At 71.7% G+C, this 24,176-nt stretch carries 25 protein-coding genes and 1 pseudogene; 11 read left to right on the top strand and 15 right to left on the bottom strand.

What is annotated here, in order from left to right; genetic code table 11:
* The first annotated feature begins 513 nt into the window (after positions 1–513).
* Complete coding sequence (scpB, locus tag E1295_RS30080; protein WP_132635261.1) at positions 514–1,110, top strand: SMC-Scp complex subunit ScpB; 597 nt, start codon at positions 514–516, stop codon at positions 1,108–1,110.
* On the opposite strand, the gene E1295_RS51205 is transcribed toward scpB, so the two are convergent.
* Entirely contained in the window at positions 993–2,303 is a 1,311-nt protein-coding gene (locus E1295_RS51205) for a hypothetical protein (protein WP_246080510.1), read from the bottom strand. The genes scpB and E1295_RS51205 overlap by 118 nt on opposite strands.
* 6 nt (positions 2,304–2,309) lie before the next feature.
* Between E1295_RS51205 and E1295_RS51210 the strand changes: the two genes are divergently transcribed.
* The 3 genes from E1295_RS51210 to E1295_RS30095 all read left to right on the top strand — a co-directional run bounded on the left by E1295_RS51210 (position 2,310) and on the right by E1295_RS30095 (position 4,799).
* Complete coding sequence (locus E1295_RS51210; RefSeq protein WP_246080512.1) at positions 2,310–3,116, top strand: pseudouridine synthase; 807 nt, start codon at positions 2,310–2,312, stop codon at positions 3,114–3,116.
* 69 nt (positions 3,117–3,185) lie between these two features.
* On the top strand, positions 3,186–3,545 hold the full coding sequence (aroH, locus tag E1295_RS30090; RefSeq protein WP_132635183.1) for a chorismate mutase: 360 nt from the start codon (positions 3,186–3,188) through the stop codon (positions 3,543–3,545).
* Between the two features lie 63 nt (positions 3,546–3,608).
* Positions 3,609–4,799: a prephenate dehydrogenase gene (locus E1295_RS30095; RefSeq protein ID WP_132635186.1), complete on the top strand. Its 1,191-nt coding sequence runs from the start codon at positions 3,609–3,611 to the stop codon at positions 4,797–4,799.
* Between the two features lie 436 nt (positions 4,800–5,235).
* Here the strand turns inward: E1295_RS30095 and E1295_RS30105 are convergent, their stop codons facing one another.
* Positions 5,236–5,430: a DUF2795 domain-containing protein gene (locus tag E1295_RS30105; protein WP_132332439.1), complete on the bottom strand. Its 195-nt coding sequence runs from the start codon at positions 5,428–5,430 to the stop codon at positions 5,236–5,238.
* A gap of 47 nt (positions 5,431–5,477) precedes the next feature.
* A complete protein-coding gene (locus E1295_RS30110; RefSeq protein ID WP_246080514.1) occupies positions 5,478–6,326 on the bottom strand; it encodes a glycosyltransferase family 2 protein in 849 nt (282 codons plus the stop codon).
* Positions 6,327–6,564: 238 nt separating this feature from the next.
* Between E1295_RS30110 and E1295_RS30115 the strand changes: the two genes are divergently transcribed.
* The 4 genes from E1295_RS30115 to aspS all read left to right on the top strand — a co-directional run bounded on the left by E1295_RS30115 (position 6,565) and on the right by aspS (position 11,109).
* Positions 6,565–7,212: a dihydrofolate reductase family protein gene (locus E1295_RS30115; RefSeq protein WP_132635189.1), complete on the top strand. Its 648-nt coding sequence runs from the start codon at positions 6,565–6,567 to the stop codon at positions 7,210–7,212.
* Positions 7,213–7,411: 199 nt separating this feature from the next.
* The gene (gene cmk, locus E1295_RS30125; RefSeq protein WP_132635192.1) at positions 7,412–8,110 is read left to right on the top strand and encodes a (d)CMP kinase; all 699 of its coding nucleotides are present in this window, start codon (positions 7,412–7,414) and stop codon (positions 8,108–8,110) included.
* 35 nt (positions 8,111–8,145) lie between these two features.
* Entirely contained in the window at positions 8,146–9,537 is a 1,392-nt protein-coding gene (gene der / locus E1295_RS30130; protein ID WP_132635195.1) for a ribosome biogenesis GTPase Der, read from the top strand.
* A 309-nt stretch (positions 9,538–9,846) separates the two neighbouring features.
* Positions 9,847–11,109 (top strand): aspartate--tRNA(Asn) ligase, encoded by a 1,263-nt coding sequence (gene aspS / locus E1295_RS30135; RefSeq protein WP_132635198.1) that lies wholly within the window; start codon positions 9,847–9,849, stop codon positions 11,107–11,109.
* 27 nt (positions 11,110–11,136) lie between these two features.
* Here aspS and E1295_RS51215 read toward each other — a convergent pair whose 3' ends face one another.
* Both E1295_RS51215 and E1295_RS30150 read right to left on the bottom strand, forming a co-directional pair.
* The gene (locus tag E1295_RS51215) at positions 11,137–12,864 is read right to left on the bottom strand and encodes an MFS transporter (protein ID WP_246080515.1); all 1,728 of its coding nucleotides are present in this window, start codon (positions 12,862–12,864) and stop codon (positions 11,137–11,139) included.
* Positions 12,861–13,511 (bottom strand): LppX_LprAFG lipoprotein, encoded by a 651-nt coding sequence (locus tag E1295_RS30150; protein WP_132635201.1) that lies wholly within the window; start codon positions 13,509–13,511, stop codon positions 12,861–12,863. The genes E1295_RS51215 and E1295_RS30150 overlap by 4 nt, the downstream gene beginning before the upstream one ends.
* A 423-nt stretch (positions 13,512–13,934) precedes the next feature.
* Here E1295_RS30150 and E1295_RS51980 point away from each other — a divergent pair, with 423 nt between their 5' ends.
* Positions 13,935–14,060 carry a hypothetical protein gene (locus E1295_RS51980; protein ID WP_281284779.1) on the top strand — a complete coding sequence of 42 codons (126 nt, stop codon included), beginning with the start codon at positions 13,935–13,937 and terminating at the stop codon, positions 14,058–14,060.
* A gap of 33 nt (positions 14,061–14,093) precedes the next feature.
* A pseudogene (locus E1295_RS30155) lies at positions 14,094–14,510 on the top strand (neutral zinc metallopeptidase); the annotation flags it as partial.
* 13 nt (positions 14,511–14,523) lie between these two features.
* Here E1295_RS30155 and E1295_RS30160 read toward each other — a convergent pair.
* Positions 14,524–14,982, bottom strand: coding sequence for a MarR family winged helix-turn-helix transcriptional regulator (locus E1295_RS30160; RefSeq protein WP_181958064.1), 459 nt, complete (start codon positions 14,980–14,982; stop codon positions 14,524–14,526).
* Positions 14,983–15,016: 34 nt separating this feature from the next.
* Between E1295_RS30160 and E1295_RS30165 the strand changes: the two genes are divergently transcribed.
* Positions 15,017–15,931: a cation diffusion facilitator family transporter gene (locus E1295_RS30165; protein ID WP_132635210.1), complete on the top strand. Its 915-nt coding sequence runs from the start codon at positions 15,017–15,019 to the stop codon at positions 15,929–15,931.
* 6 nt (positions 15,932–15,937) lie between these two features.
* On the opposite strand, the gene E1295_RS49065 is transcribed toward E1295_RS30165, so the two are convergent.
* From E1295_RS49065 to E1295_RS30200, 9 genes are read right to left on the bottom strand one after another with little or no spacing between them, the layout of a single operon-like run.
* The gene (locus E1295_RS49065; RefSeq protein WP_166427472.1) at positions 15,938–16,114 is read right to left on the bottom strand and encodes a hypothetical protein; all 177 of its coding nucleotides are present in this window, start codon (positions 16,112–16,114) and stop codon (positions 15,938–15,940) included.
* Between the two features lie 9 nt (positions 16,115–16,123).
* Positions 16,124–16,711 carry a 4'-phosphopantetheinyl transferase family protein gene (locus tag E1295_RS30170; RefSeq protein WP_132635268.1) on the bottom strand — a complete coding sequence of 196 codons (588 nt, stop codon included), beginning with the start codon at positions 16,709–16,711 and terminating at the stop codon, positions 16,124–16,126.
* 17 nt (positions 16,712–16,728) lie between these two features.
* Positions 16,729–17,583: a hypothetical protein gene (locus E1295_RS49070; protein WP_166427473.1), complete on the bottom strand. Its 855-nt coding sequence runs from the start codon at positions 17,581–17,583 to the stop codon at positions 16,729–16,731.
* Positions 17,580–19,064, bottom strand: coding sequence for an MlaD family protein (locus E1295_RS30175; protein WP_132635213.1), 1,485 nt, complete (start codon positions 19,062–19,064; stop codon positions 17,580–17,582). Before E1295_RS30175 ends, E1295_RS49070 begins: the two co-directional genes overlap by 4 nt.
* Positions 19,061–20,074 (bottom strand): MCE family protein, encoded by a 1,014-nt coding sequence (locus E1295_RS30180; RefSeq protein ID WP_132635216.1) that lies wholly within the window; start codon positions 20,072–20,074, stop codon positions 19,061–19,063. The genes E1295_RS30175 and E1295_RS30180 overlap by 4 nt, the downstream gene beginning before the upstream one ends.
* Positions 20,071–21,090, bottom strand: a complete 1,020-nt coding sequence (locus tag E1295_RS30185; protein ID WP_132635219.1) for an MCE family protein — start codon at positions 21,088–21,090, stop codon at positions 20,071–20,073. Before E1295_RS30185 ends, E1295_RS30180 begins: the two co-directional genes overlap by 4 nt.
* Positions 21,087–22,112 carry an MlaD family protein gene (locus E1295_RS30190; RefSeq protein WP_132635222.1) on the bottom strand — a complete coding sequence of 342 codons (1,026 nt, stop codon included), beginning with the start codon at positions 22,110–22,112 and terminating at the stop codon, positions 21,087–21,089. The genes E1295_RS30185 and E1295_RS30190 overlap by 4 nt, the downstream gene beginning before the upstream one ends.
* On the bottom strand, positions 22,112–23,155 hold the full coding sequence (locus E1295_RS30195) for an MCE family protein (protein WP_132635225.1): 1,044 nt from the start codon (positions 23,153–23,155) through the stop codon (positions 22,112–22,114). The genes E1295_RS30190 and E1295_RS30195 overlap by 1 nt, the downstream gene beginning before the upstream one ends.
* Positions 23,155–24,174, bottom strand: a complete 1,020-nt coding sequence (locus tag E1295_RS30200) for an MCE family protein (RefSeq protein ID WP_132635228.1) — start codon at positions 24,172–24,174, stop codon at positions 23,155–23,157. Before E1295_RS30200 ends, E1295_RS30195 begins: the two co-directional genes overlap by 1 nt.
* Positions 24,175–24,176: the final 2 nt, after the last annotated feature.

A 24,176-nucleotide genomic window follows, 5' to 3' on the forward strand; every position in this document is an offset into this window, starting at 1 on the left:
CCCGACGACCAGGCACCCCAGGACGACGCCCCACCCCGGACCGACCCGCCGTCCGCTGCGGAGACTTCAGCCCAGGACGACCCGCCGTCCGATGCGGAGAGCCCCTTCCCGGACGACCCGCCGTCCGGCGGGCCGGCGCCGGTGCGGGGTGACACCGCTGATCCGGACGGGTCGGTGCTCCAGGAGGACAGGCCTGTCCATGGAGAGACGCCGTCCCAGGACGATCCGCTTCAGGACGATCCGCAGTTTCAGGACGATCAGCCGCCCCTGGAAGAACCATCGCCGGCCGGGGACGTGGTGTCGGCCGAGGACATGGCACCGGAGCCGCAGCCGGCGCGCAGCGAGGACCGGGCGCCGAGCGGGGGATCGGCGGCGAGCGACGGACTGGTGGCGACCGAGAGATCGGCGGCGGCCGGGCAGTCCGCAACGGCTGACCGGCCGGTCGTCGAGGCCGGCGGGAAGGCCGAGGGTGGTAAGGCTGAAGGCGGCGGGACAGCCGAGGGCGGCGAGTCCGTGACCGGTGCCGCCGAGCCCGCGGCGGGCGCCGAGGAGGCCGAACCGGGGGAGGGGCCGAAGCTCGAAGCGGCGCTGGAGGCTATCCTGCTTGTCGTTGACGAGCCGGTCGCCGAAGTGACGCTGGCTCAGGTGCTCGAACGGCCCACCCACGAGGTCGCGCTGGCGCTGCGTGGGCTGGCGGCGGAATACACCGCCGCCGGACGGGGTTTCGACTTGAGAGAAGTGGCGGGCGGTTGGCGTTTTTACACGCGTGCCGCCTGTGCGCCGCTGGTCGAGCGGTTCGTACGCGACGGCCAGCAGACGCGGCTGACCCAGGCCGCGCTCGAAACACTCGCGGTCGTGGCCTACCGGCAACCGGTGAGCCGTTCCCGCGTCGCCGCCGTACGCGGTGTCAACAGCGACGGTGTCATGCGCACACTCGTCGCCAGGGGCCTGGTCGAAGAGGCCGGCACCGACCCGGAGAGCCAAGCGGTGCTCTACCGGACAAGCTCATACTTCCTTGAACGTCTGGGACTACGGGATCTGAGCGAGCTTCCCGAGCTCGCGCCCTTCCTCCCCGACGACGTGGAAAACCTCGAGGAGACAACAAAGTGATCAACAGGCGCAGCACCCCGTCCGGTGATGGACGCGGTCGTGGACGCACGGGCGGCTCCGGCCGTGGCGGGCGTCCCGCCTTCCGCTCCGACGACGCCCGTGGCGACTCCCGGCGTGACGACGACTTCCGCGGTGGGTCCGGCCGAACAGACGGAAGAGGCGGCTCCCGCCGTGACGACTTCCGGCGCGACGACTCCCGCCGTGACGACCGTGACCGCGACTGGGGCCGCGACTCCGTAGGCGGCTCCCGGCCGTCCCGTGACTCCCTCCACGCCGACCGCGGCGGCACCCGCGCCCGGTACGGCAGGCCCTCCGGGCGCGACGACGCCGGCGGCGGTCGTTACCCGCGAGGCGCCGACCGCGACCGCCCCTCCTACAGCGACCGCGACGGTCGTGACGACCGCAACTCCCGCGGCGACCGCGATGACCGTTACGACCGCAACTCCCGCGGCGACCGCGATGACCGTGACGACCGCAACTCCCGCGGCGACCGCGATGACCGTTACGCGCCTGGCGACCGCGGCGACCGCGGCCGGCGCGGTGACCGTCACGAGCGCGGCGGCCGTGAGGATCGTTACGGGCGGAGCGAGCGTCCTCGTGGCGACCGGGGCGGCTACCGTTCCGATCGCCGTGACGAGCGCGCGGGCGGTGGCTATCGGTCGGAGCGTCGTGATGAGCGTCCCGGTGGTTACCGGTCGGAGCGTCGTGATGAGCGCCCTGGCGGTTACCGGCCGGAGCGTGGAGACGCGCGAGCCGGCGGCTACCGTTCCGAGCGTGGTGACAGGTTCGAGCGCGGTAACGGCTCCGCCCGTGGTGACAGGTTCGAGCGTCGTGACGAGCGCCCCGCCGGTTACCGTTCCGAGCGCGGCGGGTCCGAGCGTCGTGATGAGCGCGCGGGCGGTTACCGTTCCGAGCGGCGTGACGAGCGGGGCGGATACCGGTCCGAACCGGGTGGCAGGTCCGGCCGGGGTGGTTACGGAGCTGAGCGGCGTGATGAGCGTGGCGGGTTCCGGGCCGACCGGAGCGGGCGTCGTGAGGCCGCTCCGCGCAACGCCGAGTCCAGCAGGTCTCGCCACGGGAGGCGCGACGGTGATGCCCGCACCGGGCGCGACGCCGGGCGTACCGGCCGGTCCTCCCGGCGGGACGACGTACAGACCGTAGGGGGAAGGCGCGGCGGCGGCAGCCCTCAGCACGACCGGGTGAAGGCGGCCCGCCAGCCGCTGCGTGACCGCGACTTCTACCCGGAGGGCTACTCCGACGAGCGCGACACCACGGAGGTCCCCGACGGCGTACGGCTGCAGAAGGTGCTCGCCCAGGCGGGCGTCGCCAGCCGCAGGGCGTGCGAGGAGATGATCGGCGAGGGCCGGGTCACGGTGAACGGCCAGGTCGTACGGAGGTTCGGCGCGAAGGTCGACCCCGCGACGCAGGTCATCCACGTCGACGGCAAGCGCATCCCCACCGCTCCCGACCTGGTCTACTACGCGCTCAACAAGCCCATCGGCGTCGTGTCCACAATGGACGACCCGCAGGGCCGCCCGTGCCTGGCCGACTACGTCGAGGAGCTGGCGCCGCGGTTGTTCCACGTGGGCAGGCTCGACACCGAGACCGAGGGGCTGCTGCTGCTCACCAACGACGGCGAGCTGGCCAACCGGCTGACGCATCCCAGTTACGGGGTGCAGAAGAAATACTGGGCCAAGGTGCCCGGCCCGATCCCGCGTGACCTGGGCCGCAGGCTCAAGCAGGGCATCGAGCTGGAGGACGGCATCGCCAGGGCCGACAGCTTCACCGTCGTGCAGGAGCACGGGCAGCAGGCGCTGGTCGAGGTCGTGCTGCACGAGGGCCGCAAGCACGTCGTACGCCGCATGCTGGAGGTGGCCGGCCACCGGGTGATCGATCTGGCCAGGATCGAGTTCGGCCCGGTGAAGCTCGGCCGTACGAAGCCCGGGACCATGAGGGCGCTCAGCTTGAAGGAGGTCGGCGAGCTCTACGCCGCCGTGAAGTTGTAATCTGGCCGGACGCAGGAGCCCGTGCGACCCTCGCACGGGCTCTCCCGCTTAGGGAAGGGGACTGACCGCATGGTGCGCGCGATCCGTGGGGCGATCCAGGTGGACGCCGACGACCGTGGCTCGATCATAGAAGGCACGACCGAGCTGGTCAGCGCGATCATGGAGCGCAACGAGCTGACCCCCGATGACGTGATCAGCGTGCTGTTCACGGCCACACCCGATCTGACGGCCGAGTTCCCCGCGCTCGCGGCGCGGAAGCTGGGCTTTCACGACGTGCCGCTGATCTGCTGCACCGAGATCGCCGTGCCGGGTGCGCTGCCCCGCGTGGTGCGGCTCATGGCGCACGTGGAGACCGACCGTCCGAGGGCCGAGATCCAGCACGTCTACCTGCGTGGCGCGGTGGCGCTGCGGCAGGACATCGCGCAGTGAGCGACAGGGCTGCACATAACGAGATACTGGCTATCCCAATGGCCCGATAAATCAGGACACCAGATGGAACTTCGCACCGTGCTCGTCGTCGGCACCGGTCTCATCGGCACCTCCGCGGCGTTGGCGCTGCGCAAGCGCGGTGTGCGCGTGCTGCTCGCCGACCGCGACCAGGGAGCCGTACGGCTGGCACGGGAGCTCGGGGCGGGTGAGGAGTGGCGTCCCCGCGACCCGCACGCCGCGCCGCCCGGCGACGCGCCCTCCGGACGCGACGCGCCGGCCGAGGGGGCACGCCTCCGCGCGGCCGGCGAAGCACCGAAGCCGGCCGAGGTCCTGGTCCCCGAGCAGGCCGATCTGGCGATCATCGCCGTGCCTCCCGCCCACGTGGCGACCGAGCTGCTGGAGCTGCAGCGGCTGGGGGCGGCCAGGTTCTACACCGACGTCGCCAGCGTCAAGGCCGAGCCCATTCACCGGGCCGCGCAGCTCGGTTGCGACCTGTCCTCCTACGTCGCCTCCCACCCGCTCGCCGGCCGCGAGAAGTCCGGTCCTGGGGCGGCCAGGGACGACCTGTTCCTCGGCCGGCCGTGGGCGCTGTGCCCCACGGATGAGGCCGACCCCGAGGCGAGGGCGGCCGTGCTGCGCCTGATCGAGCTGTGCGGGGCCAACGCGGTCGAGGTCAGCGCCACCGACCACGACCGCGCCGTCGCCGTCGTCTCCCACGCCCCCCACGTCGCGGCCTCCGCCGTGGCCGCGCGCCTGGCCGACGCCACCGACGTCGCCCTCGGCCTGGCCGGGCAGGGCGTGCGCGACGTCACCCGGATCGCGGGCAGCGACCCGGGGCTCTGGCTCGGCATCCTGTCGGGCAACGCCTCCCCGGTCGCCGAGGTGCTGGAGGCCGTCGCACACGACCTGGCCGACGCGGCGAGCGCGTTGCGGGCCCTGGCCGAGGGCGACGGCACCGCGACCGGCGAGATCACCCAGTTGCTCAAGCGGGGTGTCGTCGGTCACGACCGCATCCCCGGCAAGCACGGCGGCCCGGCCTCCGCCTACGCCGTCGTACAAGTCGTCATCGGCGACCGTCCCGGCCAGCTGGCCCGGTTGTTCCAGGTCTGCGACGAGGTCGGCGTCAACGTCGAGGACGTGCGCCTGGAGCACGCCCCCGGGCTGCCCCTGGGCATCGCCGAGTTGTCGGTGGAGCCCGGTGCGGTCCTCACGCTCTCCGACGCGCTGCGCGAACGCGGCTGGCAGGTTCCCTAGCCGCCGATGTCACATCCGAGCCTCCTCGATCCGTCCTCACGGCGCGCGAATCGAGGAGGTCAGGAATTGACATCCTCCCGGTCCTTCAGGGCCGGGATTCCAGCCGTCGCCGACCGGCCTTCCTGCTTCACCGCCGGTCGCCCGCCCGGGAAAGGGAACTCTCGTTGAGGTCTTACACCAGCTCCACAGGCGTTTCACCTCTCCGCAAGCCCTGCGGCGAGGGTGCTTCTGATCGTTCGTCCGGTGGCTTGGTCATCACCACCGTCGAACATATTACCGAACCGTGCGATGTGGTGCGGCGTTTTGACACCGGTTCGCCTGGCGGCGAATCGGCTACCCCTGTCCTGCTCCGCAGGGGTCCGATTCCTCTCCTGTCTGAAGGCGGGGGTTTCCGCGGAGGTATCCGGTGACCGCCCGCCCGCCGCGTCCCCGCGACTCAGCGTTTCGTGACGGCTTCGCTCACGGCGTTCGGGCCGTCGTACTCACGGTCGGGCATGGCCTCCAGAGCTTCGACGATCTCCTTGCTCGCGTTGTGGTCGCGCGCGGCCTTGATCAGATCGGCCTTGCCTGCCGGGTAGTCGACGCCACCCAGGTGTTTCTGCAGGTCGATCGGGTTAGGTGCGGTACTCATGACCGCCTGCTGCCCCCGTTCCGCCGGACGTAACCGTACGCCCGCGCTCAGCCGGCGGCCTGCTCCAGCCGCCGTCGTGCCCGTTCCACGGCGGGCGGCAGTTCCCGCCGATCCGCCAGCGCCCCAGGAAGACGAGGTACGGCCGCGCGCAGCCCCTCCCAGCCCGGAGGGCCGGCGCGCAGGGCGTCGAACGCCCGCCGCGCCACCACCGGCCAGGGGCGGCGCAGCACCGCGGTGAGCACGGCGTTCCGCGCGGCCAGCGCCTGCCTGCCACGCGGGTCCTTGGCGGGCGACGGATGGTGGTGGGCGACGACGTCGTCCACGTACGCCAGCCCCCATCCCTTCGCGGCCAGGTCGACCGCCAGGCGCTCCTCCTCCCCGAAGAAGAAGATCACGTCGTCGAAGCCGCCCGCCTCCAGGAACGCCTCCCTGCGTACCACCGCCCCGCACGCCAGGAAGCCCAGCACGCTCGGCCCCGGCAGGTCCGGCTCGGTGCCGAGCGGCGAGTGCCGCATCAGCTCCGACACCGGATCGAGCCGTTCCTCCGGGCCCACCAGCACCCGAGCGCCGAGCACGGCCAGCCGCGGATGGGCGTCCAGCACGTCGGCGGCCCGCTCCAGGGCACCGGGCGCCCACCAGGAGTCGTCGTCGGCGAAGGCGACGTACGGTGTCCCGGCCATCCGCACGCCCAGGTTGCGGCCGGGCGCCCCCAGGTTCACGCCAGGCTCGGCCAGCAGGACGTCGGGGAAGTGACGGCGTACGAACCCGGCCGTCCCGTCGGTCGAGCCGTTGTCCACGAGGATCACCGGCCGCGGGTGCTTGGGGAGGGTCCGGGCCAGCGCCCGGAGCCGGTCCCTGCTGGCCACCACGACTGTGACGCGTGCTCCGTCTGTCACATGAGGTCACTTACCGGGGACACCGCCGTTAGTCCTGCCGCCGGTCCGCCCGCCGCTCCTGTCGTGCCCGGTCCCGCCGCTCAGCCAGGACCGTGCCGCCAGGCGGCGGACCACTCACGGGCGTACTCCTCTTGTCATCCCCGCAGAACCGTCTCTAATAGACACAGTTGTTCTTCCCTCCGGGGGGCGGGCGGCGCCGTGGTGCCGGCCGGGCTCACAGAAAGCAGAGGAAACGATCATGGGGCGGCTACGCGTTCACAACTTCACGATCTCGCTGGACGGCTTCGGCACCGGCGAGGGCCAGGCTCCCGGCGCGCCGTTCGGTCACGCCGGTGAGCGTCTGCACGACTGGATGTTCGCCACCCGGTTCTGGCACGAGATGGGCGGGAGCGGCGAGGGGAGCGTCGGCGCCGACCACGCGTTCGCCGCGATGCACGGCCGCGGCATCGGCGCCGAGATCATGGGCGCCGGCAAGTTCGGCCCGCCCGGCTGGCAGGACGACCCTGGCTACACGGGCGTGTGGGGCTCCAACCCGCCGTTCCATACGCCGGTCTTCGTGCTCACCCACCGGCCGCGGCCGTCGGTCGAGATGGAGGGCGGCACCACGTTCCACTTCCTCGACGCCACACCCGCGCAGGCGCTGGAGCGGGCGCGCGAGGCGGCCGGCGGCTCGGACGTGCGCCTGGGCGGCGGAGTCTCCGTCATCCGCGACTTTCTCGCCGAGGGGCTGGTCGACCAGATGCACGTCGTCCAGATCCCGATCCTGCTCGGTCGTGGCGTGCGGCTCTGGGACGGCCTGGAGTCGCTGGAGGAGGCGTACGACATCGAGGCGGTCTCCACGCCCAGCGGTGTCACCCATCTGACGTTCACCGCCAGGACCCGGTGACCTCGAGCCGGCCCTGCTGTCGGCCCTGCTGTCGGCCCTGCTGTCGGCCCTGCAGTCGACTCTGCCGGCCGGGGGCGCCCTGGCGGGTCGCCCTCATCGATCATCCGCCGCCCGGCTTCCGCGAGAAGCTGGATCGCCGACTGATCCGGAGGCTGTAGCCTCTTCACGTCGGGTGGAACAACGTGAAGAGGGAGAGACCGTGACCGGTCTGGTCGTCGCCATGGACGGCCCTTCGGGGTCGGGCAAGTCGAGCGTCTCGCGCGGAGTGGCCCGCGGGCTGGGCCTGCGTTACCTCGACACCGGGGCGATGTACCGCGCGATGACCTGGTGGATGCTCCGGCAGGGCGTCGACCTTGACGATCCCGGCGCGATCGGGGCCCGCTGCGGCGAGCCGCTGATCGTCTGCGGCACCGACCCCGACGGCCCGGCCATCCACGTCGACGGGATCGACGTGGCGGGGCCGATCAGGCAGGCCGAGGTCACCGGCGCCGTCTCCGCCGTCGCCGCCGTTCCCGAGGTGCGCGCCCGCCTGGTCGCGCTGCAGCGGGAGGTCATCGGCTCCGGTGGCATCGTGGTCGAGGGCCGCGACATCGGCACCGTCGTCTGCCCCGGCGCCGAGGTCAAGATCTACCTGACGGCCAGCGCCGAGGCACGCGCCCAGCGGCGCAGCGCGGAGCTGGCCGGCTCGACGGTCCAGGCGCAGCAGGAGGCCATGGCCCGGCGTGACACCCTCGACACGACACGCAAGACCGACCCACTCTCGATGGCGGATGGCGCCGTCGAGCTCGACACCACCGCGATGAGCCTCGACGAGGTCATCGCGGAGGTGCTGAGACTGGTCGCCGAGCACGCGGGCCCGAGCGGGCCCGGCGGCGACCGCATTCGCGAGCGCACCTGACGAGCAGGTGCGGTACTCACTAAGGACGAAACATCGTGTCAACGGGGGATTGGGTCGAGGCCGACCTCGACGATCTTGAGATCACCGAGCACGGCGACGCTGTGCCGCTGCCGGTCGTCGCCATCGTGGGGCGGCCGAACGTCGGCAAGTCCACGCTGGTCAACCGCATCATCGGCCGCCGCCAGGCGGTCGTCGAGGACGTGCCGGGCGTCACCCGCGACCGCGTCACCTACGAAGCCAACTGGCGCGGCCGCCGCTTCACCGTGGTCGACACCGGAGGGTGGGACCCTGACGCGACCGGGATGAACCTGCGCATCGCCGAGCAGGCCCAGGTCGCCGCCGAGCTGGCCGACGTGATCGTGTTCGTGGTCGACGCCACCGTCGGCGCGACCGACGCCGACGAGAGCGTGGGCTCGGTGCTGCGGCAGTCGGGCAAGCCGGTCATCCTGGCCGCCAACAAGGTCGACAACCAGCAGCTGGAGCTGGAGGCCGCCGCGCTGTGGTCGCTGGGGCTCGGCGAGCCCTACTCCGTCTCCGCCCTGCACGGCCGCTCCAGCGGCGACCTGCTCGACGTGGTGCTCGACGCGCTGCCGGAGACGCCCGAGGTGACGTTCGAGGGCGAGCGCGGGCCCGCCCGCGTGGCGCTGCTGGGCAAGCCCAACGTCGGCAAGTCCTCGCTGCTCAACAAGCTCGCCGGCGAGGACCGGGTCCTGGTCGACCCGATGGCCGGCACCACCCGCGACCCGGTCGACGAGCTGATCGAGCTGGGCGGGCGCACCTGGCGCTTCGTCGACACCGCCGGCATCCGGCGGCGCGACCGCGAGCTGCAGGGCGCCGACTACTACGCCGCCATGCGCACGCGCGCGGCGCTGGAGCGCACCGAGGTGGCGATCGTCCTGATCGACGCCAGCCAGCCGCTCACCGAGCAGGATCTGCGCATCATCGGCCTGGTCATCGAGTCGGGGCGGGCGATGGTGGTCGCCTTCAACAAGTGGGACCTGGTCGACGAGGACCGCCGCTACTACCTGGAGAAGGAGATCGACCGCCAGCTCGTTCGCACTCCGTGGGCGCTGCGCGTCAACATCTCCGCCAAGACGGGGCGGCACGTCGACCGGCTGGTCCCGGCCCTGGAGAAGGCACTCGACTCCTGGTCCACGCGGGTGCCGACGGCCCGGCTCAACGCGTTCCTGACCGAGCTGGTGCAGCAGACGCCGCCGCCGGTGCGCGGCGGCAAGCAGCCCAAGATCCTCTTCGCCACGCAGGCGTCCGTCGAGCCGCCCAAGTTCGTGTTGTTCACCTCGGGCTGGCTGGAGGACACCTACCGCCGCTTCGTCGAGCGCCGCATCCGCGAGGAGTTCGGCTTCGCCGGTTCGCCGATCGAGGTCACGATGAAGATCCGGGAGAAGCGCTCGAAGAAGGAACGATGACCCGTCGGGGGCGGCAAAGGTTTTGCCGTCCCCTCCGCGGGCTCGTAGGATCGACCGCAAACGTTGACGGAGACGAGTAGCCGAAGTTCCGCACGGGCCGAGAGAGCCGCCGGCAGCTGTGAAGGCGGTCCCGGGCGCCTTCGGTGAAGACACTCCTGAGTGCGGGGAGGAAATGCCCCGCCGGTCCGACCCCCGTCATCGGGTCCTGGAGGCCGCCTCGCCCAGGGGCGGCGAAAGTGCGGTGGCACCGGGAGCTCCCTTCTCCCCCGCACTCCCAAGGGATCATGCATTTCCTCGTGAGGAGCTGTGATGATCTCTCGTGTCATGTCGGCGGAGCTCGCTGAGCACGCCGGGCAACGAGTGACGATCGCCGGATGGGTCCATCGCCGGCGGCAACTGAAATCCGTGTCCTTCCTCGTCGTCAGGGACCGCACCGGCCTCGCCCAGGCCGTGGCCGCGCGCGACCTGCCGGGAGAGGAGAGCGTCGTCCAGGTCACCGGCACCGTGACGGCCAGCCCGCAGGCCCCTGGAGGCTACGAACTGGTCGCGCCGGAGATCGAGGTGCTGGCCGAGCCGTGCGCCGCGCCGCCGTTCGACCTCTTCCGGCCAGAGCCCGGTGCGACGCTCCCGACGATCCTCGACCACGCACCCGTCGCGTTGCGGCACCCGCGGCTCAGAGCGCCGCTGGAGATCGCGGCCGCCGGGGCGGCCGGATTCCGCGAGACGCTCGACGAGCTCGGTTTCACCGAGATCCACACCCCGAAGATCGTCGGCTCGGCCACCGAATCCGGCGCGGACGTCTTCGGCATCGACTACTTCGGCAGGCCCGCCTACCTGGCGCAGTCGCCGCAGTTCTACAAGCAGGCGATGGTCGGGGTGTTCGAGCGGGTCTACGAGGTCGGGCCGGTCTTCCGCGCCGAGCCGCACGACACCGCACGCCATCTGGCCCAGTACACCAGCCTCGACGCCGAGCTCGGCTTCGTCCGTGACCACCGCGACGTGATGGCGGTGCTGCGCGACGTGGTGGCGGGCATGACCGAGTCGGTACGCCGCCGCGCCGCCTCCGCCGCCGCGCTGATCGGGGCCACGCTGCCCGAGGTGCCCGCCGAGATCCCGGCCGTGCACTTCACCGAGGCGCAGCGGCTGACGTCGTGCGACGAGCCCGACCTGTCACCCTCGCAGGAACGCCGGCTGTCGGAGTGGGCGCTGCGGGAACACGGCTCGGAGTTCCTCTTCGTCACCGGCTACCCCATGGCCAAACGGCCCTTCTACACCCATCCCGACCCCGCGAGGCCGGGCTACTCCAACGGGTTCGACCTGCTGTTCCGCGGGCTGGAGCTGGTCACGGGCGGGCAGCGGCTGCACGCGTACGCGGACTACGTCGCCGCGCTGGCCGCCCGGGGCGAGGGCACGCAGGCGTACGAAGGGTATCTGCAGGCCTTCAAGCACGGGATGCCGCCGCACGGCGGGTTCGCGCTGGGGCTGGAACGGTGGACGGCGCGGCTGACGGGCGCCGCCAACGTTCGCCAGGCCACCGCGTTCCCCCGGGACCTGCACCGCCTCTCCCCGTAACGCGCCGCCACCGCCGCCCGGAGCCCCTCAGCGGGCCCGGGCGGCGGACGGCATGAGCAGCGCGACCCCCGCGCCGATCACGCAGATGAACGCCGTGACGAGGAACATCTCGGTGTATTCGACGTGCAGCGCCTCCTGCACCTTCGCGGTGTACTCGGCCAGCCGCTGCTGGTAGGTCGCGGCGTCCACCCCGAACGGCAGCGGCGTGTCCAGGTGGGCGGTCAGCGACTGGAACCGGTAGAACCCCCACGCCGACACGGCCGCGATGCCGATGAGCATGCCCATCATCCTGGCCACCACGACCGCCGCCGAGGCGACGCCGTGCTCGGTCGCCGGGCTCACCCGCAGCACCGCCGACGAGACCGGCGCGATCACCAGCCCCAGGCCCAGCCCGGCGACGACCAGGTGAAGATCCATCAGCAGGCCCGCGCTCTCCAGGTCGAGCGGCCAGCGGCTCATCAGCCAGTAGCCGGCCGCCGCCAGCGCCATGCCCGCCACCGCCACGGCCCGGTCGCCCACCCTGCGCGCCAGGAGCCCGCCGAGCAGCGCGCCCACGGTCAGCGCGGCCAGGAACCTGGCCAGCACCAGAGAGGCTCCCAGCGCGTCGGCGCCGAGCAGCGTCTGGGCGGTGAACTGCACGAACACCATGGTCACGAGCAGCGCGGCACCGGCCAGGAAACTCACCGCCAAGGTGGCGAGCAGCGGGCCCTTGCGGGCGCCGGACAGGTCGAGCAGGCGGACGGGGGAGCGGATCTCCCACCAGACGAAGACCACCGCCACCAGCGCTCCGGCGGCGATCACGGGCAGCCCCCACGGCGGCAGCACCGCCTCGGCCGGGTCGGGGTTGTACAGGCCGACCACCAGCAACCCCAGCGCCAGCGCCAGCAGACCCCCACCGGCGACGTCCACCCGCCTCGCGGGCAGCGCTTGCCCGTCGCGGGGAACCTGGTCCCCCGAGGGCAGCGCATGCCCGTCGCGGGGAACCTCATCCCCCGAGGGCAGCGCATGCCCGTCCTGGGGAACCCCGTCCTCTGCGGGAACCTGCGGCCCTTCGGTGGTGCCCACAGGCGCGTCGCCCGCCGCCGGAAGGGACCGGGCTCCGGCCGCGGCCGTGGTGACGTGGCTCGTACCAGCGGATCCCGACCGCGGCGAGCGTACGGGACCGCCGGGCACGGTGAGGTGCACGGCGAGAGCGGCGAGGGCGGCGAGAGGCAGGTTGATCCAGAAGATGGCGTGCCAGCCTCCCAGCTCCACGCCCGCCACCACGGTGCTGGGGATCAGCGCCAGTACCCCGCCGTACAGCGGTCCGAGCGCGCTGCCCAGCTCTTGGGCCGCCCCCACCGCCCCCAAGGCCACCGGCCGCTCGTGCTCGTCCCACAGGTCGCCGATGAGCGCCATCGTGATCGGCAGCAGCGCCCCGCCGGCCACGCCCTGGACCGCGCGCCCGGCCACCACCATGACCTCCCCGGACGCCAGCGCCGTCAGCACCGAGCCGAGGGCGAAGGCCGCCAGGCACGCGTGGATGAGCGGCCGCCGCCCGTAGCGGTCGGAGAGCTGACCGAGCAGCGGCATCGCGGCGACGTAGCCCAGGAGGAAGCCCGTCACGATCGGGGTGGCCCGCTCCAGGTGGTTGAGCGGGATGCCGACGTCCTTCGCGATGTCGATCAGGACCGTCACCACGACGTACGCGTCGAGCGCGGCCAGCAGCACCACCGCGCCGCCCGCACCGAGCACGACCCGGCGGGCGCGCCTCATTGCGCGGGAGGCGGGGTGATCGTGACCGGCGCGTCGTAGTCGCTGAACGACACCGTCACCGTGCCGCCCTGCAACGGCAGGCTGGCCCTGGTGAGCCGGGTGGAGGCCTGGTCGAGCCAGACCTTGCCGGTGACGCCCTGCGTGACGCCGGGGACGATCTGGCCGACGACCTGCCCGGGGAAGGTCGTGGCGACGCGGTAGGCGCCGTCCTCCACGCCTTCGACCTTCGGGTCGGTGGCCGAGGCGAGCAACTGGGCGATGCCCTTGGTCGGCTCGAGGATCACCGAGGGGTCGTAGAACTGCGCCAGCTGCTGCCGGGTCATCTTCTGGAAGCCACCCGTCGGGCCCTTGAAGTGCACGGTCTCCCCGACCAGGGCGAAGCTGACCTCCTGCAGGGTGCCCAGCACGTCAAGCGTGATCGTACCGTCGGCGTCCCCGGCGGAGGTGAGCCGGCCGTCGGCCTTCTTGACCGGCACCTTCGGCTCGCCCTCGGTCGCGATCGAGAAGGTGGCCGACTTGACGGCCTTCATGGCCTCGGCGGCCTTCTTCATCAGCTCGGGCCCCGCGGGCAGCTCGCCGGCGTCACCGCCGGACGAGCACGCCGCCGCCAGCGCCAGCACGGCCACGATCAGTAGCTTTCTGAGCATGAGCGGATAGTAGCGAGCGGTACGGAGGTCCGCGCACCCTCGCCGATATCGGTTGGGTGTCGGCCAGGACGGCTGTGCCCCGGCGCTTGGGAGATCTCGCGACGAAGATCGCGAGTGGACTCAGGGCACTGTGACGTGTTCTAACATATTCGCCACTATGAGCATCTCTCCCACCAGTAACATCTCTTTCCTCGTCACCGCGGCCGCGGTTTCCGCCCTCATCGGGGCGGGCACCGCGGAGGCGTCCAGCACCACAGGTGGGCGGCCGCCAACGGGGCCGAACGGGTCAACGCGCAGCAGGCCGCGCCGCCGGACAAGCGTGTCGCGACGCACAACCCCATCTACCGGACCGGATCGCTCCCCAAGATCAACTGCCGGCCCGGCACCGTCCGCGAGGGAAGTGCGGCGTCGTACAAGTCCTTCATGCAGCGGGTGAACGCCTGCCTCGGCAAGTCGTGGGCCACGCAGTTCAAGAAGGCGAATCTTCCGTACGAAGGGCCGCGCCTCCAGTTCGTCACCAGCCATGTGAACAGCCCGTGCGGCCCGTGACCCGCGGGCGCGGAAGGCCGATACTGCTCGCGCAACAAGACGATCTACATCGGCATCACGCAGAAACGAATCGACGACCCGTTCGAGGTCTACCTCGCCTACTTCCTGGGGCACGAGTACACGCACCACGTGCAGGCCATGAACGGCATCTTCACCAAGTACTATCCCGCGGCCCGGGCCGAGGCCGGCGAGAACGGCAAGCTCGAGCTCTCGCGGCGTCTTGAGCTGCAGGCCGACTGCTTCTCCTCCGCCTTCGTGGGCAGCGTCCGCGGCACGTTGCCGGTGAAAGCCTCCGACTGGAAATATCTGATCGACTGGAAGCGGGAGAACGGCGGCAAGCACTGGCCGAAGAACGACCACGGCCAGGGCACCACTCAGGCGTACTGGATGGAGAAAGGCTTCAACACCGGCTGCAACACGTGGACCGCGCCGGGCAAGCGCGTGACCTGACCGTCTCGGGGCCTCAGCGCAGCTTCTTCAGCTGTTCCACGATCGGCGCGTAGGCCGCCTCGATCGTTTCGAGCTGCTCGTCGGTGAGCCGGTCGACGAAGTGCTCGCGCACGCCGGCCACGTGGAACGGCGCCACCCGCCGGATCGTCTCCCACCCTTCGTCCGTCAGCACCGCGAACGTGCCGCGCCGGTCGTCGTGACAGTCCTCCCTCGTGACCAGGCCCTTGGCCTCCATGCGGGAGATCTGGTGCGACAGCCGGCTGCGCGACTGGATCGTGGCGTCGGCCAGATCGCTCATGCGCATGCGCCGCTCGGGGCTCTCGGAGAGGTTGACCAGGATCTCGTAGTCGTTGACCGTCAGGGAGAACTCCTGCAGCTCGCGGTCGAGCCGGTGCATGAGCAGCTTGTGCAGCGCCAGTTGCGTGCGCCAGGCACGCTGTTCGGCGGGAGAAAGCCAGCGAGGCGCGCTCATGATCCCCAATCTAGCGCACCTAGAGTTGTACCCCATGAAGGGGGAGAGCCTTCGCACCGTGCTGGTGGCCGCCGCGGCCAACCTCGCCATCGCGCTGGCCAAACTCGTAGCGGGCCTGGTGGGCGGCTCGGCGGCCATGCTGTCCGAGGCGGCGCACTCGGCCGCCGACACGGTGACGGAGCTGCTGCTGGTGGTGGCGGTACGCCGCTCGGGCAGGCCCGCCGACCGGCGGCACCCCTTCGGGCACGGCAAGGCGGGTTTCGTCTGGGCGCTGATGGCGGCGGTCACGACCCTCGTGGGCGGGGCCGGGTTCTCCATCACGAACGGCCTGCACGAGATCGGTCATGGCGAGGACCTGTCGAACCTCACGCCGGCGTACATCGTGCTGGCGGCCTCCTTCGTGTTCGAAGGCGTCTCATTCGCGCGGGGGCTCACGCAGTTGCGAAGCGAGGCCGCCCGGCACCGGGTCGGCATGCTCCGCCTGGCCCGCATGACGTCCGACACCGCGTTGAAGGCCGTGCTGTTCGAGGACGCGGCCGCGCTGGGCGGGCTGCTGATCGCGGCAGCCGGGCTGCTCGCCTCGCAGCTCACCGGCTCGGCGCTGTGGGACGGCGCGGCATCGGTCGTGATCGGCCTGCTCCTGCTGGTCGTCGCGATCACCCTGATCCGGGCCAACATGTCACTGCTCATCGGCCAGGCCGTCACCCGGCGGACGGAAACCGGCATCCGGGCCGTGCTGCTGGCACAGCCGGAGGTGGAGGACGTGGTCGAGCTGCTCACCATGGTGATCGGGCCGGGGGAGATCCTGGTCGCCGCGAAGATCGACTTCAGGGACGAGTCGAGCGCGGCGGGCGTGGAGCGGGCCTGCGAGGAGGTGGACCGCAGGTTGCGAGCCGAGGTCTCCGGGGTCAGGCACGTCTTCCTCGACCCGACCCCCACCCGCCGCTGAAGCCGCTCAGGCAAACGCCATGACGATCGCGACGCCGACGACGTGCATCAGCACGACGGCGACGATCAGCGACACGAACACGAACTTGGCCGGCCCATGCTCGAAGGTCTTGCCCTCTTCGAGCGGCCGGCGCTGCGCCACGCGGTCGGCGATGCGCTCCTCAAGGGGCTTGCGGTAGAACATACCCGCAGTCTATTCGGGAATGGCCGCCCTCCTCGCGGGAGCGTCGGTGATGACGGCCACTCTGATGTCCGGGCCGGCGCTCCACTCCAGCAGGTGCCGCCCAGGCAGGTCGTCCTCGCAGGCGCGCAGCTTGTCGATGGTCAGCTCGCCGCGCTTGATCAGCGCCTCTTTCCGTGTCCAGTGCCTGATCAGCTCGTCGTTGCCGGCGACCAGCGCGCGCTCGCGCGGGTTGAGCACCCGGTCGGCCAGCAGCGTGTCCAGCGGGCCCGGCGGCACGTGCTCGGCGTCCACGCCGACCCTGCCGGGCCCGGCGGCCGCGCACACGTAACCGCGCGTGTGGCTGAAGCTGACGCCCAGCTCGGGGGCCTGCTCGATGGACGGCCTGCCGTGCCCGGGGCCGTGCAGATGGCAGTGTTGCAGCAGCGTCAGCTCGCGCGGCTCGACGCCGAGCACGGCGGCGGCGCAGACGCGCACGAGGAGGTGCGCGGCGACGAAACAGTCACGGTCAACCTCGAACCTGAACCGCGCCGCCCGCTCGCGTTCGACGTCGGTCAGCCAGTCGTCAGGGGCCCGCACCTCGTCGGGGCGGCCGCCCATCGCCAAAGGGACGATCGTCAGTCCTTCTTCTTCTCGTCGCCGTCAAGGGTGTACTGGTCCTCCGAGGACGCGCCCAGCACGGTTACGTCATGGATCTTCCAGGTGCCCTTCTCCTTCACAAGAGAGATCTTAAGGTGCGAGTCCTTGACCGAGCGGATCGCTTCCGAGGTGTTCACCTGTTGATCCACGACCACGATGGCGTGCGCGGTGGCCTCGTCCACGTCGGAGAGGTAGACCTCGCGCACCGTGGCCTGCGAAGTGGCCTTGAGCTTGACGATGACCTGCGCCATCGCGCCGCCGAACGCCGCGTCGTACGTGCTCAGGAAGTCGCCCGTGGCCTGGGCAGCCAGGGAGGACCGGGTGGTCTGCAGGTCCTGGTAGTCGTAGCTGAGCAGGGCCTTGCTGAACGCGCCCGCGGCTCCCGACACCTCCAGGCGCAGCGCCCGCTCGGCCTCCAGCGCGGCGCGGGCGTCGCGGGCCTGGGCGGCGGAGATGCCCTGCAGTACGGCGGTGGCGGCGATCGCGGCCACCACCATGGCCGCCAGCGTCCACAACACCCGAGCCCTGGTGAACCGTCCGGCCGGCGCACCGTCCACCGGCGTCCCGCTCCCGGCCGCAGTTTCGTCCGACGCGGTCTCAGGTGGGGCGGTCTCGTCCGACGCGGTCTCAGGTGGGGCGGTCTCGTCCGACGCGGTCTCGGGTGAGGCGGTCTCGTCCGACGCGGTCTCGGGTGAGGCGGTTCCGGATGGCACGGTCGCGGGTGGCGTGGTTTCGGGTGGTGCGGCGCTCGCGGGTGGGGTTTCTGCGGGAGAGGTCTCCTCGCGGGCCTCGTCGGTGCGGAGGGCTGTGGAGAGATCCTGCTCGGCGGTCATCGTGACTCCTCACGGCGGCGGGCGGCCCGACCGGCGGCGATCCAGCCCACCATGCCACCCAAGGCCACAACGGCGAGGAAAATCGCGGCAATCAGGGGGGCGGTGTTCGGCGGGTCGGGGGACGTGGTGCCGGCGGCGGCCACGTCACTGGACGATGGTGCGGGTCGCGGGCTCCGGCCCGGCCTCGCGGCATCCCCGGCGTCCGGCCGTCCGGTGCTGTCCGGCCGCGCGGAGGCATCCGGCCGTCCGGTGCTGTCCGGCCGCGAGGGGTCCGGCCGCGAGGTGTCCGGTCGCGAGGGGGCCGGGCGGGAGGTGTCCGGTCGCGACGTGTCCGGCCGGGCGGCGGCGTCCCGTCGTACGGAGGCGTCCCGCGGATCCCGGTCCCGGCCGGTACGCGCGTCCTCGTCGGAGGTGTCGGTGGTGTCGGCGGCGGGCGCGCGGTCCGGGCAGGCCCGCAGCTTCGGCACCGTGGGCGGTCCGGCCGCCCGCGCGTACTCCTCGGCAGGCTGCGGCCCCCCGGGAACGCTGAAGATGAACGCCGCCCTCCCGTACACGGTGTCGCCGCGCCGGTCGCTGATGTCGTCGGCCAGGCTCAACGCGGTCGGCATGACGCTCAGCAGGTGGTGCACGTTCCGCTCGGTCGCAGGGGAGAAGACCGGCTCGTGCGGCAGCCCGGCCGCGGTCAGCAGGCACGAGAACCCCGGCCTCGACCGCCGGACGGCCTCGTCGAGCCGGGCGAACACGCCCGGACCCCGGTCGAGGAAGGTGTTGAGGTCGGCGCGGGAGGCGCGCAGGGAGGCCGTGACCTTGCTGAGGTCGGTGATGCCGGAGGCCAGCTCGCCCCGCTTGCCGGCCAGCGTGCGGGTGAGCCGCGTGAGCTGCACCGCCAGGTCGTCGAGCACCTCGGTGTTGTCGGCGAGGGTGCCGGTCAGGGTGTGGGCGTCGTCGATGATGCGCCTGATCGCGGGCGCCCGGCCGTCGAGGGCGACGGCCAGCTCGTGGGTGATCGCCCTGGCGTCCTCGGGCGGCACGGCGTTGAGGAGCTTGCCGACGCCCTCGAACACCTTCTTGTAGTCGAGCGGCACGGACGTCCTGCCCAGCGTGATCGTGTCACCGGCCGCGAGCCGCGGGCCGCCCGCCCCGGTGGCGGGCGGCGAGAGCTCCACGTACGGTTCCCCGATGGCGGACTTGCGCCGCACCTCGGCCGAGACGCCCTTCGGCAGCCCGATCTCCCTGTCGATGTCGAGACCGACGACGATCCTGCCGGGCGCGAGCCGTACGTCTCCGATCTTGCCGACGCGGACGCCCAGGTAGGCGACGTCGAACCCGCGCACGAGGCCGGGTGACGAGACGAACTCGGCCGAGACGCGGTACGGCCGCTCGATGGCGTCGAGCCGGATGATCGTGCTGAACGCCCACACCGTCATGACGACGCCCAGCACGACGAAGAACCCGAGGTTGACGTAGATGCGCCTGTTCATCGCGGCGGCTCCAGGAGCAGGCGGAAGTCCTCGATCCTGTTCGGCAGGGCGGGCCGGTCGGCCTCGCGCCGCTGGGGCAGCAGCACACCTTTGAGCCACAGGTAGATGAGCACCTGCCCGTTCACCGTGATCGGCGGGGCGTCGATGAACGTCTGCAGCTTGGCCACCAGCGTCTTCAGGTCCTCGCTGCCGCGCTGCATGGCCGAGGAGATGGCCGCCAGCTCCCGCAGCAGCGTGCGCAACCGCGCGGCGTGCCGTGGGTAGACGGTGAGGTTGGCCTCCTTGGCGAGTCTCGTCAGCGCGACGATGGTCTTCTTGACGTGCTTGCGCCCGTGCGCGATGCGCGTGGTGGCGGCGGCGAGGGTGCCGGGCAGCCGGTCCAGCTCCGTGCCGCCCTTGGCGAGGTCGTCGCCCAGTTCGGCCAGGGTGTCGATGCTGGTGCCCAGGTCGCGGCGGGCGGCGGCGTAGGCGTCGGTGACCTCGGCGGTCTGCCTGATCAGCTTGTTGACGTCGTCGCCCTGACCGGCGAACGCGGTCGAGGCGGCGTCCAGGACGGCGTTCACGTCCTGCGCGCCGAGCGCCTCGATGAGCGGCCCGGCCGTGGCGGTGACCTGCTCGATGTCCGGCTCGACGGAGGTGTCGGCGATGGTGGCGCCGCTCCCGAGGTACGGCCCCGTGGACAGGTCCTTGCCCTTGGGCGGGGCGAGCAGCACGTAGTTCTCGCCCAGCACGGACGTCTTGGCCACGGTGGCCGTGCTGCCCTCGGGCACCCGGTGCTCGGAGGTGATGGACATGGTGACCCTGGCCCGGTAGCCCTGCAGCCGGATGCCGGTGACGGTGCCCACCCGTACGTCGGAGATCTGCACGCTGTGCCCCGCCACCAGGCTCTGCACGTCGTCGAAGACGGCGTGCAGGGTCAGGTCGCCGGTGATCGCGCCGAGCGTCTGCAGCGAGCACGACGACGTCGTGAGCGACAACACGAGCAGCCCGGCCAGCGCGCCCGACCTCATCGCGGCCTCCTCTGGTAGGGGCAGTTGCTCAGCCCGGCGGGCAGGCATGGCACGTCGCCCAGGTTCAGCGAGTCGAACAGCGGCGCCAGCCAGGCCCTGGTCAGCGCGTTGAGCACGACGCGGATCTTCAGCACGTGCTGTTTCCTGTCCCACGAGTCGATGATCACGTCGGCGAAGTCGGCCGCGCCCTTGACCGCCTGGGCCGCGGACGCGCTGTTGGCCCTGACCGTCAGGACCAGCTCGGCCAGGGTGCTCGCGGCCTGCGGGAGCCGCTGCGCGTACTGCTCGATGATCACGTCGCCGCGCCGGACGAAGCCGGCCATGCTGGAGACGAACCCGCGCAGCCGGCGCCGTTCCTCCGCCAGGATCGAGCTCGCCTCGGCGAAGGAGTCGATCGCGCCCGTCACCTGGCGTTCCCGCTCGTTGAGGCCGGTGGCCAGCCGGTTCAGCCCCTTGGCCAGGGCGACGAGCTGCTCGTCCTGCTCAGCGAGGACGCCGGTGAGCTTGGAGGTGTCGGAGACGGCGTCGCCGATGGTCTCGCCGCGTCCCCTGACCCCGTCGGCCAGGTCGCCGGCCACGTCGCCGAGCTTCTCGTCGTCGAGCGCGTCGGTCAGCTTGGTGAAGGCGTCGAGCGCGTCGTCGATCTCCACCGGCAGCTCGGTACGCTCCAGCGGGATCGTCGTCCCGGGCTGGACGCGCCGGTCGCCGGGTTTCCACGGGGGATAGAGCACGACGTTGCGCTCGCCCAGCGTGTTCTGCGGCGCGACCACGGCCCTGACGCCGGCGGGGAGCGGCACGTGGCGGTCGACGCGGAGCGAGACCCGTACGCGGTCGCCCTCGATGCGGATGTCGTCGACGTAACCCGCGTCGAGCCCCATCACCTTCACCCGCGCCTCCTCGTAGAGGGAGGGCGCCTTGCTGAAGAGCGCCACCAGCCGGTACGGCTGCGCGCCCGGCACGGAGCAGCCCGACGCGAGGAACGCCCAGGCCAGCAGCGCCGTGACGAGCCGGGTCATCGGGCGGCCCTCCTGTCCTTGGCGATGGCGGCCAGCACCTCGGGGTCGATGGGACCGAGGCCCGTGGCGATGGCCTCCAGCCACGGGCCCTGGCCGCCCATCGTCGACAGGCCGGAGAACGTCGGGCCCGCCCACGCCAGCAGGGAGTTGAGCTGCTTGTTGCTGTCGCCGAGCCTGGTGGTGATGGCCGCGTTGTCGTCGAGGACCCGTACGAGGCTCTTCTCGTGCCGGTCGATGAGCCGGGTCGTGCTGCGGACGAGGTCGCTGCCGTCGCCGAGCAGGGTGCGCAGCTCGGCGCGGCGGTGACGCAGCTCGGCCAGCATGACCTCGATGGCGTCGACCAGCCGGGCGAGCTGCTCGTCCTTCTTCTCGATGACCTTCATGATCCTGGTGCCGTTGTCGAGCAGCCGCCGCAGCTGCGGCTCGCTCTCGCTGATGGTCTCCGACAGGTCGCCGACGTTGTCGAGCAGCCGGGTGACGCGGCCACGTTTGAAGGTGTCGATCTTGCCGAGCTCGGTGAGCAGCTCGTCCACGGCGTCGGTGTCGAGCCGCTGGACCAGCCGGGTCGCGTCGTTGATGGCGTCGTTGACGAGGGTGGGCACGCCGGTCCGCGTCACGGGGACGCGCCGCTGGGCCTCGGGCAGCTGGTCGAGGTACGGGGGCGTGACGGGGCCGGTGAGCCTGACGTAGCGGCCGCCGAGCAGGTTGGACAGCGCGATGTCGGCGCGGGTGCCGCGGCCGAGGCGTACGTCGTCGTCGACCTTCCAGGTGACGACCACGTGCCCGCGCGTGTAGTCGGGGCGCACCTCGGTGACCTCGCCCACGCGCACGCCCGCCACGCGCACGTCGTTGCCGGTCCGTACGCCGCCGGAGTCCACGAAGATCCCGGACATGTGGTAGCCGCTCTCCAGCAGCCCCAGCGTGCCGACGAGGAAGGTCGCGACGAGCAGCGTGGCGATCGCGGCCACCGACACCAGGCCGACGGCGATCTTGTTGCGGTCGCGGAAGGACTTGAGCGCCATCAGCCGCCCACCAGGAGTTTCTGGAGGTCCTTGGAGCTCTGCACGCGGGTGTTGCGCAGCGGCGGCGGCGCCTTCATCGGGTACGGGCAGGGCGCTGGCCCCAGCGCCACGCACGGGACGGCGGTGATGAAGTAGCGGCCCCGTTCGACGGTGCTGCGGGCGCGGGCGAACAGCGGCGGGAACGTGCTGACCGTCCTGCCGATGTCGTCGACGTTCCTCCTGATGCCGCCGGTCAGGCCGGACAGGTTGTCGACCAGCGCGCCGAGCTCGCCGGCGTTCTTGCCGAGCACCTCGTTGGAGGTGTGCACGGTCTCCGACAGCTCGACCAGCGCGTCGTCGATGAGCTCGCGGTTGCCGGCGAACGCCTCCGTCAGCGTGACGAGGTTGTCGACGAGCTGCTCCAGCTGCTTGTCGCGCCTGGCGACCACACCGGTGACGGTGGCGTAGTCGCGCAGGAGCTGCTCGATGGTCTTCCTGCGGGCGTTGACCGTGGTGGTGATGGCGTTGACGTTGTCGAGCAGCCTCGGGATGTTGCGGTCGTTGCCCTTGAGTGACGTGGCCGCGGCGGTGAGCAGCTGGTTGATCTGGTCGGGGTCGAGGCTGCGGGTGAGCGGGCCGAGGTCGCCGACCAGCTCGCCGATGTCCACGACGGACGTGGTACGGGAGATGCGCGACCCGGGCGGCAGCATGCCGGGCGCGGTGCCGGGCAGCAGGTAGATCACCCGCTGGCCGATGGCGTTGCGCCAGCGGACCGCGGCCTCGGTGTCGGCCGGCACCTTGACGGTGTCCTGCACCTCCATGGTCACCTCGGCCCGGCCGCCGACCACCTTGATGGTGTCCACCTGGCCGACGGGAGCACCGGCGATCTTGACCTGGTCGCCCTCCACCAGCCCGGACACGTCGTCGAACGTGGCGACGAGCCGGTAGCCGCCGCCCGTGCCGACCCGGGCGATCTGCACGCTGATCGCCACGATCAGCGTCACGGTCACGCCCACGAAGAGCACGACCTTGGCCAACGTCCACCAGCGGCGGGTGCGCTCCATCAGCGCCTGCCGTCGGTGGGGCCGCAGACGCCCACGATCAGCTCGCAGACGTCGGTCGCGACGAACGCCTCCACCTGCAGCTGGCGGGTGCCGCCGGGGCCCGGCGCCTCGATCAGCTCGTTCAGCAGGCCGACCAGCCGGTTAAGGCCGCGCACTCCGTCGCCGGCCAGCCCGAGCTGGGCGTAGATGAGCGCGGCGACCCGCTCGCCGGAGTGCACGCCGGCCCGCAGGTCGCCGCGGTGCCTGGCCAGCCCGTGCGCCACCTGGCCGCTGACCGAGGTGGCCTCCTGCAGCAGCGCCCGTACCTTGTCGGCCCGCTCCAGCAGGTCAGGAGTGATCACGTTGACGTCGGAGGAGATCCGGGTGATCTCGTCGCCCTTGTCCGACAGCGCGGTGCCGAGCAGCGCGCCGTCGCGCAGGAACCGCCTGGCCCTGTCGCGGTGCCGGTGCGCGACGCCGACGAGAGTGCCCGCGTCGGTGATCAGCTCGCGCAGGTGCTCGCCCTTCCCGTCGAGGCCCTTGGCCAGGGTGTGCACGATGACCGCGACCTCGCGAGGGTCGACGGCGTCCAGGCCGCGGTAGGCGGCGCCGAGCGTGTCCGACAGGTCGAGCGGGCCCTCGGTGTCGGTGATGACGGCTCCGCTGCCCAGGTAGGGGCCGGTGGTCTCGCCGGAGCCGGGCTTGAGGTTGACGTACTTGGGGCCGAACACCGACGTGGGCTCGACCGAGGCGACCGTGGACGCCGGCACCTTGACGCCGGGCTCGACGTGCATGGTCACCACGGCGTCGCCCTGGGCGTCCAGCGAGACGTCCGTCACGTCGCCGACCGTGATGCCCCGGATCTTGACGGGCGAGTTGGTGTCCAGGCCCTGCCCGGCGCGGGCGAACACGGCGTCGATCCTGGTGCCGCTGATCTCGGTGGCGGTGCGTACGACGTACAGCGTGGCCGCGGCGAGCACCACGAGCAGGGCGAGCGCGACGCCGGCCCGCGCGGGGAGGGAGAGGTCGGATCGGCTCACCG

The organism is Nonomuraea mesophila, from assembly GCF_004352805.1.
GTDB classification, from domain to species: domain Bacteria; phylum Actinomycetota; class Actinomycetes; order Streptosporangiales; family Streptosporangiaceae; genus Nonomuraea; species Nonomuraea longispora.